Below are 18,033 nucleotides of genomic sequence, written 5' to 3' on the forward strand. Positions count from 1 at the left end.
CTTATAGAGATTTCAGCGTACCTTTAGGCAAGATAGCACTAACAAAGTCTCTTTTAATAACAACTTGATTGTTCTCGTTTAACTCAATTGTGATGTAATCATTTTCATCTGATACTTTCACAATACGACCAACCAAACCACCTTGCGTCAACACTTCATCTCCTTTTGACAGTGACGACATCAAGTTTTTATGCTCTTTTACACGTTTGTTTTGCGGGCGAAAGATCATGAAGTAGAAAATGGCAGCAAATACCACCAACATAAAAATCATCGACATGCCACCACCCTCGGCACCGGCGGCTGGAGCTGCATAGGCATTTGAAATCAAAAAGCTCATTTTTATTCCTCGTTCTTATTTAAAAATTATTTTTCTTCTAAAGGGGGGACCGGCTTACCAATCTTCCCGTAAAATTCAATCACAAACTCGTCTAATTTACCTTGCTCAATGGCGTTGCGCAAACCTTCCATTAAACGTTGGTAATAACGCAGGTTATGAATAGTATTTAACCGTGCACCAAGGATCTCATTACACTTATCTAAATGATATAAATATGCACGAGAATAGTTTTTACAAGTGTAACAGTCACATTCTTTATCTAATGTGTTGATATCTTCGCGATGCTTAGCGTTGCGGATTTTTACCACACCCTCACTGGTAAACAAATGTCCGTTACGCGCATTTCTCGTTGGCATCACGCAATCAAACATATCAACGCCGCGGCGAACCCCTTCTACCAAGTCTTCAGGTTTGCCTACACCCATTAAGTAACGTGGTTTGTCAGCAGGAATCTTCGGCGCAATGTGCTCAAGAATGCGGTGCATGTCTTCTTTTGGCTCACCTACCGCAAGACCACCAATCGCATAGCCATCAAAGCCAATGTTAGTTAGGCCATCTAGAGAAACGTCACGTAAATGCTCATACACGCCACCTTGAATAATGCCAAATAACGCATTGGGGTTTTGTTTCACGTCAAATTGCTCGCGGCTACGTTTAGCCCAGCGCAATGACAGCTGCATCGACTTTTCCGCTTCTGCTTCCGTGGCCGGATACGGCGTGCATTCATCAAATATCATCACGATGTCTGAGCCGAGATCGTATTGAATATCCATTGAGCCTTCAGGGCTTAGGAAGATTTTTTCACCATTAACTGGATTGCGAAAATGCACCCCCTCTTCAGTGATTTTACGAATGTCGCCTAAGCTAAATACTTGGAAACCGCCTGAATCCGTCAATATAGGCCCCTGCCAATTCATAAAGTCGTGCAGATCGCCATGTTTACGCATTACCGCTTGGCCTGGACGTAACCATAAATGAAAGGTGTTACCTAATAAAATTTGTGCGCCTGTTGCCGCCACTTCTTCTGGGGTCATCCCTTTTACAGTGCCATAAGTACCAACAGGCATAAATGCGGGGGTTTCTACCGTGCCTCGTTCAAAAACCAGACGACCTCGACGAGCGCGGCCGTCAGTGTTTAATAGTTCGTATTTCATTATTACCTCTTCAAATCAGAAAAACAGTCCGATTGAAATTTGGTTAGTTAAGAGAGAGTGAGCTCTCGATTATTTTAGGGTTTTACGGGTTAAAAACATGGCATCACCATAGCTAAAGAAGCGATACTTCTGTTCAATTGCCGTGGCGTAAGCAGGCATGATGTTATCAAACCCAGCAAATGCAGACACCAACATGATCAAAGTAGACTCAGGTAGATGAAAATTAGTGATCATGGCGTCCACTAATTGAAATTCATAACCGGGGTAAATAAAAATTTGCGTGTCGTCGAAAAATGGCGCAAGAGGTTTCCCTTGAGCAAGAGTGGCTTGTGCAGCACTTTCAAGAGAGCGAACCGATGTAGTGCCCACAGCAATCACACGGCCACCACGTGCTTTAGTGGCGATGATTTTTTCCACCACTTCGGCTGGCACTTCCGCATATTCCGAATGCATTTTGTGCTCAAGCACATTGTCAACCTTCACTGGCTGAAACGTACCTGCGCCAACATGTAAGGTAACAAAAGCTTGATCAACACCTTTGTCTTTCAAGGTTTGCAGTAACTTATCATCAAAGTGCAAACCTGCAGTGGGCGCGGCGACAGCGCCTGGTTTTTTGTTATAAACCGTTTGGTAACGCTCTTTATCGGAGTCTTCGTCAGGACGGTCGATATAGGGTGGTAGCGGCATATGGCCGATACTTTCCAATACTTCCAGTACATTACGCTCGTCATTAATTTCAATCTCAAACAGCGCATCATGACGTTGCAGCATCGTTGCATTGACGGTGCCTTCAAGCAGTAGTTTGTTACCGGGCTTTGGCGACTTTGAACAGCGAACATGGGCAAGAAAGCGTTTGTCGTCAAGCACACGTTCAACCAATACTTCCAATTTTCCACCAGACTCTTTTTGGCCAAACATCCGCGCGGGGATCACGCGGGTATCGTTAAACACTAATAGATCGCCAGCAGACAGTAAATCCACAATATCGGTGAAGTTTTTATGCGCTACGACACCTGTATTCCCGTCTAAAGCTAATAATCTGCTAGAACTGCGCTCTGGATTAGGATATCGCGCTATTAACTCAGGAGGGAGTTCAAAAGAAAAATCGGCTACTTTCATTACTGCATACCATCACAAAAGAAGGCCGCTAGTCTAGGCTGCAGCCCGCTTAATATCAAGTATTCTCAGCTCAGTTAAGCCGAGTTGATAGCACAGTTCGACGATAAAGAGTCAGTAAAGCAAGCCAACTAAGCCATAAAAAGCCTATAGAGCCCCCGCCGCCCGACAGCCCTTGCTGTTCAGCGATAGTGTTATCCGCATTAACTGCAATGCTAAAAGCTAATCGCGCCAGCGAACCGTCTGAAGCGTATGCGGAAATACTAACCAAATAAATATCATCTGGGCTACCAGCTAGGGTTAGTAGCAAGTCACAACTTTGCGCCGGTGCCAACACTTGACCGAGACAAGCTTCGTTATTCAATGCCAACGCGGTCGAGCCTTCTTGCACGATTTGAGTAACAGTGAGCGCCTCATTTGTCGGGTTAAATATTGATACCTTATGCACTAACTGTTCGTCAGTAAAAATAGGGGCATTACTGAATAACAGACCTTGACGCTGAGCATTAATCCACTCCAAATAATCTGGTACAAAAGTAAACGCCGCTGGCAGCCCGGCTAGCCCACACGCGTCGGCTGCGCCAAAACTAACAATGCCAAATTGTTGTCGTCCTGTATCAGTTTCTGCTAATACAGGACCTCCTGAATCACCAAAGCAAGTATCTTGTAATACCTCACCGCCCGCACAGAATACAGAATCCGAAACATAGCCATAAGGACAAGGTTGATAGGGTAAAAAAACCGATTTGAGCTGATTCGGATAATGATTTCCCGCTTGGTTATCGGCTCCCCAACCTTGCGCTTCAAACAAGGTATTACCAATACTAAACTGGGACAAATTACCTGTTCCAAGGGCAGTAATAAAGCTATTGATAGGCTCAGCCACATAAAGTAAGGCAATATCATCATTCAAGCGGCTGGCATTAAAGTTCGGGTGAATCAGTACCCGATCAATGTTAGCGCGTCGACTGTAATCACCTGAGTCACTTAACTTAACACCGCTGTAAAATATTTCGAGGGGATAGTCTTCAATGCCATCACGATTAGCATCCTGAGATTCTGCGTTGACGCAGTGTGCCGCTGTTAATAACCAATGAGGAGAAATTAAGGTAGCGCCGCAAAAGTGATACAAAACACCGTCTCGCCATACCTGCAAACTGACGATCCCAGTGTTAGGCTGTGTGACGGTTTGGCCACCGACGATTCTTGGTGCTATTGCGCCAGCACCAACCAAACAAAAGCTAATAGTTAACGCTGCCGTTATTCGGATCAACACGCCATGTCTTAAACATTTAAGCATTAGCCTATCTCCTTTGCCTGCTTATGTTTAAGCTTAGGCGTAAAGTGCAATAGCGGTATCTCACTAGCATAATTTAAAGGTCAATATTCAATTGCCCATAGCACCAAGCAATCCATAGACTGAAAGGAGTAATGATTTAAAAACAAATAATTATGCAAACATGATAAAGATCAACAGCAAAATATCTGCCATTGACTAGATTTAAAGTAATGTAATAGGAGGGTTCACTATGATTACTGTAGCCGATATCATGAGCACGAGCTTACACACCCTTAGCCCTCAAGATACCCTTGGCGACGCGGCCAAGTTTATGGCTGATAAGCGCATACGACATATCCCCATAGTCAACGAAGCAGAGCAACTGGTGGGTTTAATTTCGGAACGAGATCTACTCGCAGCGAAGCAATCAAGCGTGATTAAGGACACAGGCGACAATGCGCCTTGGACTAAGATAACCATTGCTCAAATTATGACGAGAAATTTAACCACAGTTGATCCAAAAGCCAGTGTTAAAAGCGCTGCCATTTATATCCAGCAGCACAGATTTGGTTGTCTACCGGTAGTCAGGAAGGAAAAACTTTTAGGTATCATCACCGATACCGATTTTGTTGCAGTGGCCATAAACTTATTAGAAATCGAAGAACTGCACGCCCCTAATGAAGTTTAACTTGTAATATAGTTTCATTATAAAGCATGATTTTTGGCTAACTTAGCTCATCCGACCTTATTAATTGCATAAAATGGCCAGCTAATAAGTGATTAAATTACATTTTTGGCTTGCATTGTGAGATTCATCACATTAACATGCGCCCATATCATTTATCGATGTATTGCTTAGCAAGCCAATACAGGCACTCATGAAGTGAATTGCAGTGCAGGTAAGATGAGTTTTCCATTAAGTGGCATAGGATGTGAGCGCTTAATGCTAATGAGTAGACGATACTTGTTAAACTATTCCTTGTTTTTTTAACCCTGCTTAACCAAGCAGGGTTTTTTTTACCTTAAAAATAATCACTTAAGCCGTTTCATCTAGTTTCTAACGACTCCGCTATTACAAATGCACTACCACCCTGTTATTTAAACGCTGAAAAACAGCTCTGCTCAAGCCAATCTTGTTGGCGTTTTGAAACCTCAACCTTAAGGATCTTGTCATATTCACTCGCCTGCTGTTCCATCAATGCTTCAAGTAAAGCGATGCGCTTGGCGATCCAGCGACAGCTAGGGGATAAATCTTGATGCAATGAAAACACATCATCTAACTCGCCAACGGGCTGATAGACCTGTTGTGACTGTCTCGTTGAATTTGCAGTAACGGGCTGTGTTTCTAAGCTGATCTCAAATTCCATAAAACGTTTATTTAACCGTACCTCTGGCGCAGGTGGCTTATCGGTATAGTGGATCACGCCCTTTTCATCAATCCATGAAAACAATGTTTGAGCAGAGCCTATTTCACTCGATAACAAGGCTAACAAACAAGCACAACACCAAAAACGATGCAATAGAACCCTCATAATCACCTATCTTACTTAGCCTAACAACTGGATGCCATTACCTATACTAGTATAAATATAGGCACAAAAATATTTACAGTATAGTTAATATCAGACTAAACAGTCAGTTATAAAGCGCTAGGGTGAGAGATGAAAAAACCATCAAAGAAAAAATATGAACGAACGCTGCTCAAGCTACAAACTGAGTTAGTGATGCTGCAACAATGGGTAGTCGAACATCAGCTTAAGGTAGTAGTGCTATTTGAAGGCCGTGATGCTGCAGGTAAAGGAGGAGTAATCAAGCGCATTACAGAAAAGCTTAACCCTAGGGTATGCCGCATTGCCGCCCTGCCCGCGCCAAATGACCGAGAAAAAAGTCAGTGGTATTTTCAACGCTATGTGGCACATCTGCCAGCAGGTGGAGAGATCGTACTATTTGACCGTAGCTGGTATAACCGAGCCGGCGTAGAAAGAGTCATGGGGTTTTGCGACGAGGAACAATATCGCGATTTTCTGCACTCTTGCCCTAAATTTGAACGCATGTTGACACAATCTGGCATTATTTTAATTAAGTACTGGTTTTCAGTTTCCGATGAGGAGCAAGAAAGGCGTTTTCTGGATCGTATTAATGACCCCTTAAAACGTTGGAAATTTAGCCCCATGGATCTTGAATCGCGTAGCCGCTGGGCTGCTTATTCAGAAGCTAAAGATGAAATGTTTGCATATACCGACACCACTTCTAATCCATGGTGGGTAGTCAATTCAGATAACAAAAAAAGCGCGCGACTCAATTGCATTAGCCACTTGCTTAGTCAAATTGATTATCAAGCTTTACCCGCCAAAGAAATTGTTTTACCGCCATTAAACAAAAAGGCGCAAGAGAAATATCTCCGCGCGCCTCTAGACAGTCAGAATTTTGTGCCTGAATTATTTTAAATTCGGACTAACCCTTATTTTACTTCAAAATAAGGGTTTAACAGGGATTCCTGATGATTATAAAGCAATGCACTGCCATCAAGTTGACACACCGTTGCCCCTGCTTGCTCTGCCACACAATGCCCTGCACCTGTATCCCAATTCATGGTAGGCCCTAAACGAGGATAAATGTGAGCGACACCTTCTGCTACCATGCAAAACTTTAACGAGCTGCCTACAGGTACCATCTCGTAGTGTTCAAAGCGAGTTAAATATTCCGCTAAGTCTGGACTGGGATGCGAGCGGCTACCGACAATTTTAACCGTTTCACCCACTGCTGGTGCTACAACTTTCAGGCGACGTGTCGCGCCATTTTCCGTTAAGAACGAACCATTTTCATCAGCAAAGTACAGTTTATCTAATACTGGCGCATATACCACACCTAGCACTGGCTTATTGTTATGGATCAGCGCAATATTGACCGTGAACTCACCATTTTTTTTGATGAACTCTTTGGTGCCATCAAGGGGATCAACTAACCAAAAAGTCTGCCACGTTTGGCGCTCTTGCCAGCTAATATCGGCCGCCTCTTCAGATAATATTGGGATATCAGGTGTCGTCGCCTGAAGCCCTTTAACAATTACATTATGTGCGGCCAAGTCGGCTTCTGTTAATGGTGACTCATCAGACTTAGTTTGCACTTCAAAATCACGCTGATAAATCTCAAGGATCGCCTCACCTGCTAAACGTGCAATATTGCAAATATCAGCAATGGGTTTATCGATTAATGTAGCCATGTTGCTCCAAATATTGAATGATTTGATCGACTGCTTCAGACAATGGACGCTCGCCATTCTCTACTTGAATTTCTGGACTCTGCGGCGCTTCATACACAGAATCGATACCGGTAAAATTCGTAATCTCTCCGGCACGAGCCTTCTTATACAATCCCTTCGGATCACGCTGCTCACAAATATCCAGTGGCACATCGACATAAACTTCAGCAAACTCGCCTTCAGGTAATAATCCTCGCACCATTTGACGCTCAGCGCGGTGCGGTGAAATAAATGCAGTCAACACAATCAGGCCCGCATCCACCATCAGTTTAGCCACTTCACCCACGCGGCGGATATTTTCTTTGCGATCATCATCAGAAAAACCCAAGTCGCCACATAGGCCATGGCGCACATTGTCACCATCAAGTAAGTAAGTATGCACGCCCAATTGATGTAAACGTTGTTCAACTGCGCCAGCCACCGTCGACTTACCAGCACCACTTAGGCCAGTAAACCACAATACACAAGCCTTCTGATTCTTTTGCTGGCTTCGTGTATTTTTATCAATGGCATGTTCATGCCACACTACGTTTTCATCAGCCATGGGCGTCCTTGTTAATAAATAAAAGTGTTAAAAGGGGAATAACCAAATGATCATCGACAAAACCGTGATTGAATACCCTAGTGAAATAGGGATCCCAATTCTTAGGTAATCTTTTAAACGGTAGTTACCTGCGCTATAGACCATTAAGTTGGTTTGATAGCCATAAGGAGAAATAAAGCTACAGCTAGCGGCAAAAATAACCACCATAATAAATGCGGTGGGGTCAACCCCATAACCAACGGGAATACTGTATGCGATAGGGAAAGCCAAGGCTGCTGCGGCATTGTTAGTAATCACTTCAGTTAACAACCAAGTGAAAACATACACCGCAATCAAGGCGCCAATAAGCCCCCAGTTGGCAAAATAGGTATGCATGAAGTTCCCCATCATGTCTGCCAAACCACTGCTGGTCATTAACTGGGCTAAGGTTAATGCTGAGCCTACAACAACCCATATTTCAAATGGAAAGCGACGTTTAACTTCGTTCCAAGTGATCGTGCCTGTCAATAAACAGGCTATCAATAATACTAATAATCCCTTGAGCAAAGGAACGGCATCGAACACAGCCAAAGCAATCACAGCTGCAAAGCCAAACATCACACCGCCACTGCGCAGCTTGTCTAAACGAGTACTGGCATCCACACCACTGACGACAACAAATTCACGGTTCAATCGTTTCGTCTTATAAAAGTCGCGTCCAGGCGCTAATACTAAGGTATCGCCTTCGCGTAAAATAATATTACCAAGGCCGCCTTGTAGTGGTGTGTGACCACGGCGAATGGCCACCACTACGGCGTCAAATTCTTCACGGAAGTGGCACTCTTTAATGCTTTTACCTTTTATATCGGCGCTGTGGCTAACAATCACCTCAACTAAATTTTGGCCTTTGAGCTGATTTTCTGCAAACAGGTCTAAACCAGGAATATCTTGCAATATTCCAACACTATGTACCGCGCCGCAAAATAATAAAATGTCACTTTCTTGCAGGGCTTCATCAGGCGAAACTGGGCAAATACGCTGACCCTTACGAATGATTTCCGCTAAATAAAGTTGCTGTAAATTTCTTAAATTGTTTTCGGTTATGGTTTTACCAATTAAGGGCGAACCAGGATTCACCTTCGCTTCAAGAAAATAATCCGCTTCTTCTACTACTTCTGCTTTGGTATCTGGCAGTGATGGGCTTAATAGCATGATCATTACTAGCCCTACAGTAAAGGCCACTAAGCCAACGATAGTAAAGTCAAAAAAACCGATGCTTGGTAAGCCAGCGTCAACCACAAAACTATTTACAATCAAGTTTGTCGATGTACCGATAAGGGTTAATGTGCCACCAAAAATAGCAAAATAAGAAAGGGGAATGAGCAAGCGTGAAGGAGCATGATTACCGTTGCGTTTGATGGCACCGATTAAGGATGCCACCACCGCAGTATTATTGGTAAACGACGACAGAAATGCCGTCGATATACCGAGCTTGAATAGCACCTGTAGCAAACTTCCAGAGGAAATTTGCTGGCTGATCCAAGAAATTAAGCGTGTCTTTTCAATGGCTGCTGAAATAATCATCAGCAATACCAACACCAACAAGGAGCTGTTAGAGAAGTTAGCCATCATGCTCGATAACTCGAGCATGCCGGCCAAATAACACAAAACAATGGCTGCGCCAAACAACAGAGCAGGCTTTAACCTAGACGTTATCAGTAACGTTATTAGTACAGCTAAAACACCTAATATCCCTATCTGGTTTAGCGCCATTATCCATTACTCCGCTAACTTACTGATATCTAACGCTTGCCAATGTGGGAAGTGTTTACGCACCAATGAGTTAAACTCAAGCTCAAATTCACTGAACTCGTGATTTTGCTCTTTCGCTGTCGCTGATTTAGTGATCATACCAGCACCAACGGTAACATTGGTTAAACGGTCAATGACAATAAAACCACCGGTGTCCCTTACGTCTTGATACAAATCAAATGCCACTTGCTCTTCAAGGTGAACAGTACAAGAAGCTATCTCGTTTAGCTCAAGTTGGCTCGCATCCGACTTCTCTAAGGTATTAACATCAACTTTGTAAGCAATACTTTCGATGTAACCAGGGGTTTTCTTACTGGCCAGTTTAAAGTCATATTGACGACCGGGAACCATGGCATCATCCGCCATCCAAACCAAGTTCGCTTCAAACGCATTACTTAATTCAGCTTCAGCGCCAGTTTTAACAATCACATCACCACGACTAATATCGATTTCGTCATTTAAAGTGATAGTGACTGCTTGACCGGCAAATGCCGAATCTAGCTCACCATCAAACGTTACAATCGACTTAACTGTTGATTTTTTACCTGAAGGCAGAGCGGTAACCGCATCACCTTTAGCTATCGTGCCACTTGAAACCGTACCCGCAAAGCCACGGAAGTTAAGGTTTGGACGATTCACATACTGCACCGGGAAACGGAAGTCTTGTGCAACCAACTCACCTTGTACTTGTACATCTTCTAAAATGCTCAATAATGGCGCATCTTGGTACCAAGGCATCGCTGGGCTTTGACTTACTACATTGTCACCTTTAAGCGCAGACAGCGGTACAAATTTAATGTCACGCTCACCTAAACCTTCTGCAAACGCTAAATAGCTTGCTTTAATTTCTTCATAACGCGCTTCTGAGAAATCAACTAAGTCCATCTTGTTGATCGCTACCACAAAGTGCTTAATACCAAGTAAAGAAGCAATAAAGCTGTGACGTTTAGTCTGTGTTAACACGCCGTAACGTGCATCCACTAAGATAACGGCCAGTTCACAGGTTGATGCACCCGTTGCCATGTTACGCGTGTACTGCTCATGTCCAGGGGTGTCAGCAATAATGAACTTACGCTTAGCCGTTGAAAAGTAACGGTAGGCAACATCAATGGTGATACCTTGTTCACGCTCAGCCGCGAGACCATCAACCAGTAGCGCTAAGTCTAGCTCTTCACCTGTGGTGCCCATTTTTTGGCTATCAGTGTGTAGCGATGCTAACTGATCTTCATAAATTTGCGCACTGTCGTGTAGCAGACGGCCAATTAAGGTGCTTTTACCGTCATCCACGCTGCCACAAGTTAATAAACGTAATAAACTTTTGTTTTGTTGTTGGTTTAAATATTCTTCAATACCAACACTGCCGATTTCTTCTGCAATTACCGTATTCATATTCTGATCCCTTAGAAATAACCTTCGCGCTTTTTCAGCTCCATCGATGCCGATTGGTCACTGTCGATAAGTCGACCTTGACGCTCACTGGTTTTCGCCAGTAGCATTTCTTCGATGATTTCAGTTAACGAGCCCGCTTCTGACTCAATGGCGCCCGTTAGTGGGTAACAGCCAAGGGTACGAAAGCGTACTTTCTTCATTTCAGGCACTTCACCAGGCTCTAATGGCATGCGCTCATCGTCAACCATAATTAAAGTACCGTCACGTTCAACCACTGGGCGCTCTTCAGCCAAGTAAAGTGGTACGATTTCGATGTTTTCTAAGTAGATGTATTGCCAGATGTCCAGCTCGGTCCAATTCGACAATGGGAAAACACGAATACTTTCACCTTTGTTTACTTGGCCATTATAAGTACGCCACAATTCAGGACGTTGGTTTTTTGGATCCCAACGATGGTTCTTATCACGGAATGAGTACACTCGCTCCTTGGCGCGTGATTTTTCTTCATCACGGCGAGCGCCACCAAATGCGGCATCAAACTTATAGTGATTTAAAGCTTGCTTTAAGCCTTGGGTTTTCATGATATCGGTATGCTTGGAGCTACCGTGCACGAAAGGGTTTATGTTCATTGCTAACCCTTCAGGGTTTTTATGAACTAACAGGTCAAAGCCGTACTTCTCTGCGGTGCGATCGCGAAACTCAATCATTTCTTTGAATTTCCACGTAGTATCCACGTGCAACAGCGGGAACGGGATCTTACCTGGATAAAAGGCTTTACGGGCAAGATGCAGCATCACTGATGAATCTTTACCGATTGAGTACATCATCACAGGGTTGTCAAACTCGGCAGCCACTTCACGAATAATGTGGATACTCTCAGCTTCCAACTGCTTAAGGTGTGTTAACCTTTGTTGGTCCATTTTCTACTCCGTTAGGCAAGATTAACTAAAGATTGGGCATATGGTGTTGGTGCTTGTTCACCAAACCAAGTCAGCTTGTCAGCCAAACTCACCACTTCACCAACGATGATCAAAGCAGGCGGTTTCACCCCTTGAGCCATGTCAGCCAACTGTGCAAGTTGCCCCGTAATTACATGCTGATCCGTACGTGTGCCTTTAGACACAATCGCGACAGGTGTTTCACCACTACGTCCGTTCAACATTAAGTTTTGTTTAATTTTTTCCGATTGCATCAAGCCCATATAAAACACAGTGGTTTGATGCGGTCGCGCTAAAGAAGACCAATCAATCGGCTGGCCTTGCTCTTTACAATGCCCTGTCACAAAAACCACTGACTGAGCATGATCTCGATGCGTTAGGGGGATGCCAGCATAACTGGCACAGCCCGATGCGGCGGTAACCCCAGGTACGACTTGAAAGTCAATGCCGTGTTCAACCAGTACTTCTAACTCTTCACCACCTCGACCAAAGATAAACGGGTCCCCCCCTTTTAAGCGAACGACTTTATTACCTTGCTGCGCGTATTTCACTAGTAATTCATTAGTGGTTTCTTGGATCACACTATGTCGGCCAGCTTCTTTACCAACATTCACTAACTTTGCATCGCGTCGCACTAATGATAGCGTTTCCTCAGATACAAGCTGATCATATAAAACAACATCAGCTTGTTGCATCAATTGTAAGGCTTTCAATGTGATTAAAGATGGATCACCAGGCCCAGCACCGACCAATGCCACTTCCCCTTTCGGGTTAAAATCTGATAACTGCTCTGTCATCACCTCACGAGCTTGATCTTGTTTACCTTTATCCAACAAGCTGGCCACTTCACCCGCATTGAATATTTGTTCCCAATAACGTCGGCGACTTTCTACTGTGGGCAACAATTTTTGCACTTTATGACGAAACTCGCCGGCCAAACGCGCTAGTGGGCCTAAATAGTTTGGTAATACCGCTTCTAATTTAGCGCGAACAAGTCTGGCTAATACAGGCGTATTTCCACCACTTGAAACCGCCACGATAATCGGCGAACGATCCACAATTGAGGGCATAATGAACGAGCCTAACTCAGGTGCATCCACCACATTAGCAAAGATCCCCAACTGTTCGGCATCTTGTGCCACTTGTTGGTTCACTGCGCGATTATCTGTCGCAGCAATCACTAGCCAAACGCCCTGCAATGATGCGGCAGTATAAGCTTGTGTTACTAAGGATAGGTTGCCATTCTCTAAGCCTAATAGCTCATCGCAAAATACTGGAGAATGTACCGTGACTTTTGCCCCCGCCTTTAATAAAAAGCGCACTTTTCTAACAGCCACTTCACCGCCACCTATAACAAGGCATTGGCGTTGCTCAAGCTTAGTGAAAATAGGCAAATAATCCATATAGACGTCCTTACTGCTTTAATTCGTGCAACTATAAATTGAGATCTATATCCCGTAAAATAATATAAAGGTCTTCTTTATTCCATAAAGGAATAAAAATACTTCTTTTTATAATCAGGTGCCGTTTTATGATAGAGGATATTACCTGTGCAAGACTTGTTATACCATGTAAATCAATGGCATTGGCTCGCTTTTTCGCTGTTTATGCTACTCATGGAACTGTGTCGTTTGAAAGGCTGGTCGTTTGCCGTCGGCGGCTCGGCTTTCATTGTTGGCTTGCTCATGCACTTTGAGCCCATTACTTGGCCATTTCAGTGGGCGTTGATGTTGATCGCGCTGCTAATTTTAGCTTTTATCCGAGCCATTGTACTGCAAATAAAATCACAATAACCGGGTCGTCATTTACTGCGCAATAAAAAAGCGCCCTAAGGCGCTTTTTAGTCAATTAGTTGATTAAATACCGCTACCATCAACTTCAATGTCTGCTTCATGTAGACCACATTCACGTTTTAAGCCAAAGAAGCGAGTATCTTCTTCACTCATCCCCACTTCTAGTGGACGTGATGTTTGTACATCGCCAACCGACACATAACCTTGATCCCATAGTGGATGATATGGCAAATCAAAGTCTTTTAGGTAGTAATGAACGTCTTTGTTGGTCCAGTCAATAATTGGTAAAAACTTAAAGCAACCGTTTTGTACACTCAGCACAGGTAGCCCTTCTCGGCTTGACGATTGCGAACGGCGTAAACCAGAGAACCAAGTTTTTACTTTAAGTTCGCTAATCGCACGCTTCATGGGCTCTACTTTATTGATCTGGTTATAACGCGTTAAGCCTTCAACACCTTGCTCCCAAAGTTTACCGTAACGCGCTTCTTGCCAAGCGGCACTTTGCGCTGCGCGATACACTTTAAGGTTGAGGCCCAAACGCTCAGTTAGCTCATCAATAAATTGGTACGTTTCAGGGAACAAGTAGCCAGTGTCCGTTAAGATCACTGGCACATCCGCACGTTGTGAACTGACCATGTGCAATGACACTGCCGCTTGAATACCAAAACTAGAAGATAAGGCAAACTCACCGTCTAAGTTTTCAAACGCCCATTGAATGCGTTCAACAGCAGTCATCGTCTCAAGCTCAGCATTCACCTCGGCCAACGCTAAAACACGCTCTGCAGCATTAAGCTTAAGTAACTCTGCTAAATTCAAATTAGGCATAAAAATCCCGTGAAGCTACTACTACTTCTTCAACAATGCCGGAGCGAACAGTAAAATCACCAAATCCTTCATTTGGATTGCGTTCAGTTGCCCAGCGACCTATCAAACTATCAAGCTCATCTAGAATTTGTGTTTCGTCCGCATTTTCCAAGTAGGTTTTTGGAATACGTGTCCCTTCGCGATTACCGCCCAATAAAATATTGTAGCGACCAGGGCCTTTTCCTACTAAACCAAATTCTGCCAGCGCGGCGCGGCCACAACCATTTGGACAACCGGTAATACGAAGCACTAAATGCTCATCTGCAACCCCGTATTTATCAAGCATGCCTTCAACTTGAGTCACTAGCCCCGGTAGATAACGCTCTGCTTCTGCCATTGCTAAAGGACACGTTGGAAACGATACACACGCCATTGAGTTTTCGCGCTGTTTGCTTAAATCTTCGGTTTTCAAACCATGCTCAACGGCTAACTGCTCTATTTGCGCTTTATCTTTTTCAGCGACACCAGCAATAATTAAATTTTGGTTAGCGGTTAAACGGAAGTCACCTTTGTGTACTTTTGCTATTTCACGCATACCGGTTTTTAACGGCTTGCCAGGGAAGTCCAGTATACGGCCGTTTTCGATAAACAGAGTCAGATGCCATTTGTTATCGATACCTTTGATCCAACCAATGCGATCGCCGCGGTATTCAAACTTGTAGTCTTCACTTGGCGCAAACTTGATGCCACTGCGGCCTTCAACTTCAGCTTTAAACGCTTCTACGCCCACACGCTCGATGGTGTATTTGGTTTTTGACAAATGACGATCGCAACGGTTACCCCAGTCACGCTGTACTGTCACAATCGCCTCAGCAATCGCAATCACATCATTTTTGGCAATAAAACCAAAGTCATCAGCTTTACGCGGGTGCGTTCGCTTATCGCCGTGAGTATGGCCAAGACCCGCGCCCACTAACACGTTGTAACCCACTAACTCGCCATCACGTACGATAGCAACGAAGCTAATATCGTTTGCATGTACGTCGATGTCGTTTTGCGGCGGCATAACAAAAGCAATTTTAAACTTACGTGGTAAGTAAACATTTGAGTAAAGTGGCTCACTTTCAGCTTCGTTACTCGCTACTTTTTCACCGTTTAACCAAAGGTCAGCAAAGCCCTTGGTATTTGGTAGAAAGTGCTCACTGGTTTGTTTTGCCAGCTCGTACATCTCGGCATGGAATTCAGATTCCACTGGGTTAGACGTACATAAGGTATTACGGTTTACGTCACCAGCAGTAAAGATAGAGTCAATACCAACTTCGTCTAGGCCTTGGAAAATCGGCCGTAAGTTACGCTTTAAAATGCCGTGGTATTGAAAGGTTTGACGCGTTGTTAAACGAATACTGCCTACCATGGTGCGCTCTTGCGCGTACTTATCAATTTGTAGCCATTGCTCTGGCGTACAAATACCACCCGGCATACGGGCGCGTAATAAGAAACTATGACGTGGGTCTAATTTCTGCTTTTTACGCTCGCCACGTAAGTCACGGTCATCTTGCTGGTATAGACCATGGAACTTGATTAGCTGAATATCGTCTGGACTAAAACCACCATACACTTGGTCATCTAGTGCTTCGGCAATGGTGCCGCGTAAAAAATCACTTTCGGTTTTAATGCGTTCGTTGTCTGATAACGCGCGTCCATCAAGGCTATTGTCTGGACTGGGTTTTGGCTGATAGCTCATTAGTAAACATCCCTCTGATAACGCTTGGCACGACGTAACTCACTTACGTATTCTTCAGCTTCTTCGAAGCTCTTCTTACCTTGCTCTTGTACTATTTTAACTAATGCATCGTTGACATCTTTAGCCATGCGATTGGCATCACCACAAATATAGAAATGGGCGCCGTCTTCAAGCCATTGGTAAACTTGCGCAGCGTTTTCTAATAAACGGTGCTGAACATAAACCTTTTCTTCTTGGTCACGAGAGAAAGCCACATCCATCTTAGTCAACAGGCCTGAATCTAGGTAACCACGCCATTCCACTTGGTATAGGAAATCTTCTGTGAAGGTTTGGTCGCCAAAGAACATCCAGTTTTTACCACCCGCGCTTTGAGCATCACGCTCTTGCATAAAGGCTCTAAATGGTGCCACGCCTGTACCAGGCCCCACCATGATCACTGGGGTTTCAGGGTTAGCTGGTAAACGGAAGTTATCATTGTGCTCGACAAACACTTTCACTTCGCCGCCTTCTTCAAGACGTTTCAAAAAGCCTGTTGCACCGCCGCTGCGAGGCTCGCCCTGCTCGTTCTCAAACTCAACCATGCCAACAGTTAAGTGAACTTCTTCATCCACTTCCGCTTGGCTGGAAGCAATTGAATATAAGCGCGGCGTAATACGGCGTAACATTGCGATAAGTTGCTCCGCTGTTAGCGAAACATTTTTCTTCACCGCTAAAATATCAAGAATTTGGTGGCTATTAGCGTATTCACGCGCTTGTGCTTTATCGGCTGCGATTTTCGCTAGCTTTTTACTACCTGAAATTTCGGCGTATTTCTCCACAAATCCAGGGTATGACTGGGTTAACTCATAATGGCTAATCAAGGCTTGGCGTAGTGATACCTTCTCGCCATCAACCTCAACTTGTTCATCACCGCTAAGGCCGACTTGTTTAACCACTTGGTCAACTAATTCGCTGTCATTTTCAAACCAAACACCCAACGCATCACCGGCACGATATTGAATGCCTGAATCTTCAAGAGAAATCTCAAAGTGGCGAACATCTTTTTGCGAATTACGCCCCGTGATTTTTTGATTGGTTGCTAAGGTTGCTGTATACGGGTTTTTCTTATCGTATTGGCTCGCGGTAAGCGGCGCTGGCGCAGCGAATACCTGTGCAGCCGGAGCTGTTTGAGCGCTAGTCACTAACGTTTCAGAGACTAACTTAAGTGCTTTATCACCCCACTCTTTAGCTGGCGCTTCGTAATCAACGTCGCAGTCAAGACGCTCAAGGAAACTCTGCGCACCAGTTGCTGCTAAACGTTCATCAAAATCTTTACCGGTTTGACAGAAAAACTCGTAACTAGAGTCACCTAATGCCAGCACCGCGTAATTAAGTTCAGGTAACTTCGGTGCTTTTTTAGAGCCTAGTAGTTCATGAAGCTCTATCGCATCATCAGGCGCTTCACCTTCACCATTGGTACTGACCACGATGATGAGGTGGGTTTCCGTTTTTAAATCTTTTGCCTTGTAGTTGGCCATTGATTTAACTTGAACTGGTAGCCCTTGCGCCTTGGCCGCTGCGGCCAGCTCTTCGGCAACGCCTTTAGAATTGCCTGTTTGCGAGCCAAATAGCACAGTCAACTGGCCAGCAGGTGCGGCGCTAACGGCTGCAGCACTCACGGCACCCGTTGCAACAACAGCACCACCTTGACTAATACCCGAAAGATATCCACTCACCCAAGCGAGTTGATTTGGATTTAACTCAGCGATTGCCTGTTGCAGCTGATTAAGCTGTAAGTCAGACAAAGGGCTGGTTAATGAAGAGAGTTCCTTTAACAGCATGCCTAAGATTTCCACTATCCCAAAATGAATTGCAGACAGTTTACTGGGTGGAAAGAATAACA

General features: G+C 44.3%; 17 protein-coding genes. 3 read left to right on the top strand and 14 right to left on the bottom strand.

The window, feature by feature from the left end; genetic code table 11:
• Nucleotide 1: 1 nt before the first annotated feature.
• The 4 genes from yajC to K1M91_RS14295 form a co-directional block, all read right to left on the bottom strand.
• Nucleotides 2–337: a preprotein translocase subunit YajC gene (gene yajC, locus K1M91_RS14280; RefSeq protein WP_232802719.1), complete on the bottom strand. Its 336-nt coding sequence runs from the start codon at nucleotides 335–337 to the stop codon at nucleotides 2–4.
• A gap of 26 nt (nucleotides 338–363) precedes the next feature.
• Nucleotides 364–1,491: a tRNA guanosine(34) transglycosylase Tgt gene (tgt, locus tag K1M91_RS14285; protein ID WP_232802720.1), complete on the bottom strand. Its 1,128-nt coding sequence runs from the start codon at nucleotides 1,489–1,491 to the stop codon at nucleotides 364–366.
• Nucleotides 1,492–1,560: 69 nt separating this feature from the next.
• On the bottom strand, nucleotides 1,561–2,610 hold the full coding sequence (gene queA, locus K1M91_RS14290; protein WP_232802721.1) for a tRNA preQ1(34) S-adenosylmethionine ribosyltransferase-isomerase QueA: 1,050 nt from the start codon (nucleotides 2,608–2,610) through the stop codon (nucleotides 1,561–1,563).
• Nucleotides 2,611–2,680: 70 nt separating this feature from the next.
• A complete protein-coding gene (locus tag K1M91_RS14295; RefSeq protein WP_232802722.1) occupies nucleotides 2,681–3,907 on the bottom strand; it encodes a serine protease in 1,227 nt (408 codons plus the stop codon).
• 229 nt (nucleotides 3,908–4,136) lie between these two features.
• On the opposite strand from K1M91_RS14295, the gene K1M91_RS14300 reads away from it, so the two are divergent.
• Nucleotides 4,137–4,574 carry a CBS domain-containing protein gene (locus K1M91_RS14300; protein WP_232802723.1) on the top strand — a complete coding sequence of 146 codons (438 nt, stop codon included), beginning with the start codon at nucleotides 4,137–4,139 and terminating at the stop codon, nucleotides 4,572–4,574.
• 406 nt (nucleotides 4,575–4,980) lie between these two features.
• Here K1M91_RS14300 and K1M91_RS14305 read toward each other — a convergent pair whose 3' ends face one another.
• Nucleotides 4,981–5,418 carry a DUF4124 domain-containing protein gene (locus K1M91_RS14305; RefSeq protein WP_232802724.1) on the bottom strand — a complete coding sequence of 146 codons (438 nt, stop codon included), beginning with the start codon at nucleotides 5,416–5,418 and terminating at the stop codon, nucleotides 4,981–4,983.
• 129 nt (nucleotides 5,419–5,547) lie between these two features.
• On the opposite strand from K1M91_RS14305, the gene ppk2 reads away from it, so the two are divergent.
• On the top strand, nucleotides 5,548–6,333 hold the full coding sequence (gene ppk2, locus K1M91_RS14310; protein WP_232802725.1) for a polyphosphate kinase 2: 786 nt from the start codon (nucleotides 5,548–5,550) through the stop codon (nucleotides 6,331–6,333).
• Nucleotides 6,334–6,347: 14 nt separating this feature from the next.
• Here ppk2 and cysQ read toward each other — a convergent pair whose 3' ends face one another.
• The 6 genes from cysQ to cysG are packed head-to-tail and all read right to left on the bottom strand — an operon-like array spanning nucleotide 6,348 to nucleotide 13,213.
• Complete coding sequence (gene cysQ, locus K1M91_RS14315; protein WP_232802726.1) at nucleotides 6,348–7,109, bottom strand: 3'(2'),5'-bisphosphate nucleotidase CysQ; 762 nt, start codon at nucleotides 7,107–7,109, stop codon at nucleotides 6,348–6,350.
• Complete coding sequence (cysC, locus tag K1M91_RS14320; protein ID WP_232802727.1) at nucleotides 7,090–7,692, bottom strand: adenylyl-sulfate kinase; 603 nt, start codon at nucleotides 7,690–7,692, stop codon at nucleotides 7,090–7,092. The genes cysQ and cysC overlap by 20 nt, the downstream gene beginning before the upstream one ends.
• A 27-nt stretch (nucleotides 7,693–7,719) precedes the next feature.
• The gene (locus K1M91_RS14325; RefSeq protein WP_232802728.1) at nucleotides 7,720–9,444 is read right to left on the bottom strand and encodes an SLC13 family permease; all 1,725 of its coding nucleotides are present in this window, start codon (nucleotides 9,442–9,444) and stop codon (nucleotides 7,720–7,722) included.
• A 6-nt stretch (nucleotides 9,445–9,450) separates the two neighbouring features.
• A complete protein-coding gene (gene cysN, locus K1M91_RS14330; RefSeq protein WP_232802729.1) occupies nucleotides 9,451–10,872 on the bottom strand; it encodes a sulfate adenylyltransferase subunit CysN in 1,422 nt (473 codons plus the stop codon).
• An 11-nt stretch (nucleotides 10,873–10,883) separates the two neighbouring features.
• Nucleotides 10,884–11,792, bottom strand: coding sequence for a sulfate adenylyltransferase subunit CysD (cysD, locus tag K1M91_RS14335; protein WP_232802730.1), 909 nt, complete (start codon nucleotides 11,790–11,792; stop codon nucleotides 10,884–10,886).
• Between the two features lie 11 nt (nucleotides 11,793–11,803).
• A complete protein-coding gene (gene cysG, locus K1M91_RS14340; RefSeq protein ID WP_232802731.1) occupies nucleotides 11,804–13,213 on the bottom strand; it encodes a siroheme synthase CysG in 1,410 nt (469 codons plus the stop codon).
• Nucleotides 13,214–13,360: 147 nt separating this feature from the next.
• Between cysG and K1M91_RS14345 the strand changes: the two genes are divergently transcribed.
• Nucleotides 13,361–13,603: a hypothetical protein gene (locus K1M91_RS14345; RefSeq protein ID WP_232802732.1), complete on the top strand. Its 243-nt coding sequence runs from the start codon at nucleotides 13,361–13,363 to the stop codon at nucleotides 13,601–13,603.
• A gap of 63 nt (nucleotides 13,604–13,666) precedes the next feature.
• Here the strand turns inward: K1M91_RS14345 and K1M91_RS14350 are convergent, their stop codons facing one another.
• From K1M91_RS14350 to K1M91_RS14360, 3 genes are read right to left on the bottom strand one after another with little or no spacing between them, the layout of a single operon-like run.
• Nucleotides 13,667–14,428 (bottom strand): phosphoadenylyl-sulfate reductase, encoded by a 762-nt coding sequence (locus tag K1M91_RS14350; protein ID WP_232802733.1) that lies wholly within the window; start codon nucleotides 14,426–14,428, stop codon nucleotides 13,667–13,669.
• A complete protein-coding gene (cysI, locus tag K1M91_RS14355; protein ID WP_232802734.1) occupies nucleotides 14,421–16,151 on the bottom strand; it encodes an assimilatory sulfite reductase (NADPH) hemoprotein subunit in 1,731 nt (576 codons plus the stop codon). The genes K1M91_RS14350 and cysI overlap by 8 nt, the downstream gene beginning before the upstream one ends.
• Nucleotides 16,151–17,971: an assimilatory sulfite reductase (NADPH) flavoprotein subunit gene (locus tag K1M91_RS14360; protein WP_232802735.1), complete on the bottom strand. Its 1,821-nt coding sequence runs from the start codon at nucleotides 17,969–17,971 to the stop codon at nucleotides 16,151–16,153. Before K1M91_RS14360 ends, cysI begins: the two co-directional genes overlap by 1 nt.
• Nucleotides 17,972–18,033 lie beyond the last annotated feature (62 nt).

This window comes from Motilimonas sp. E26, assembly GCF_021278025.1.
GTDB lineage: Bacteria > Pseudomonadota > Gammaproteobacteria > Enterobacterales > CBDFNC01 > Motilimonas.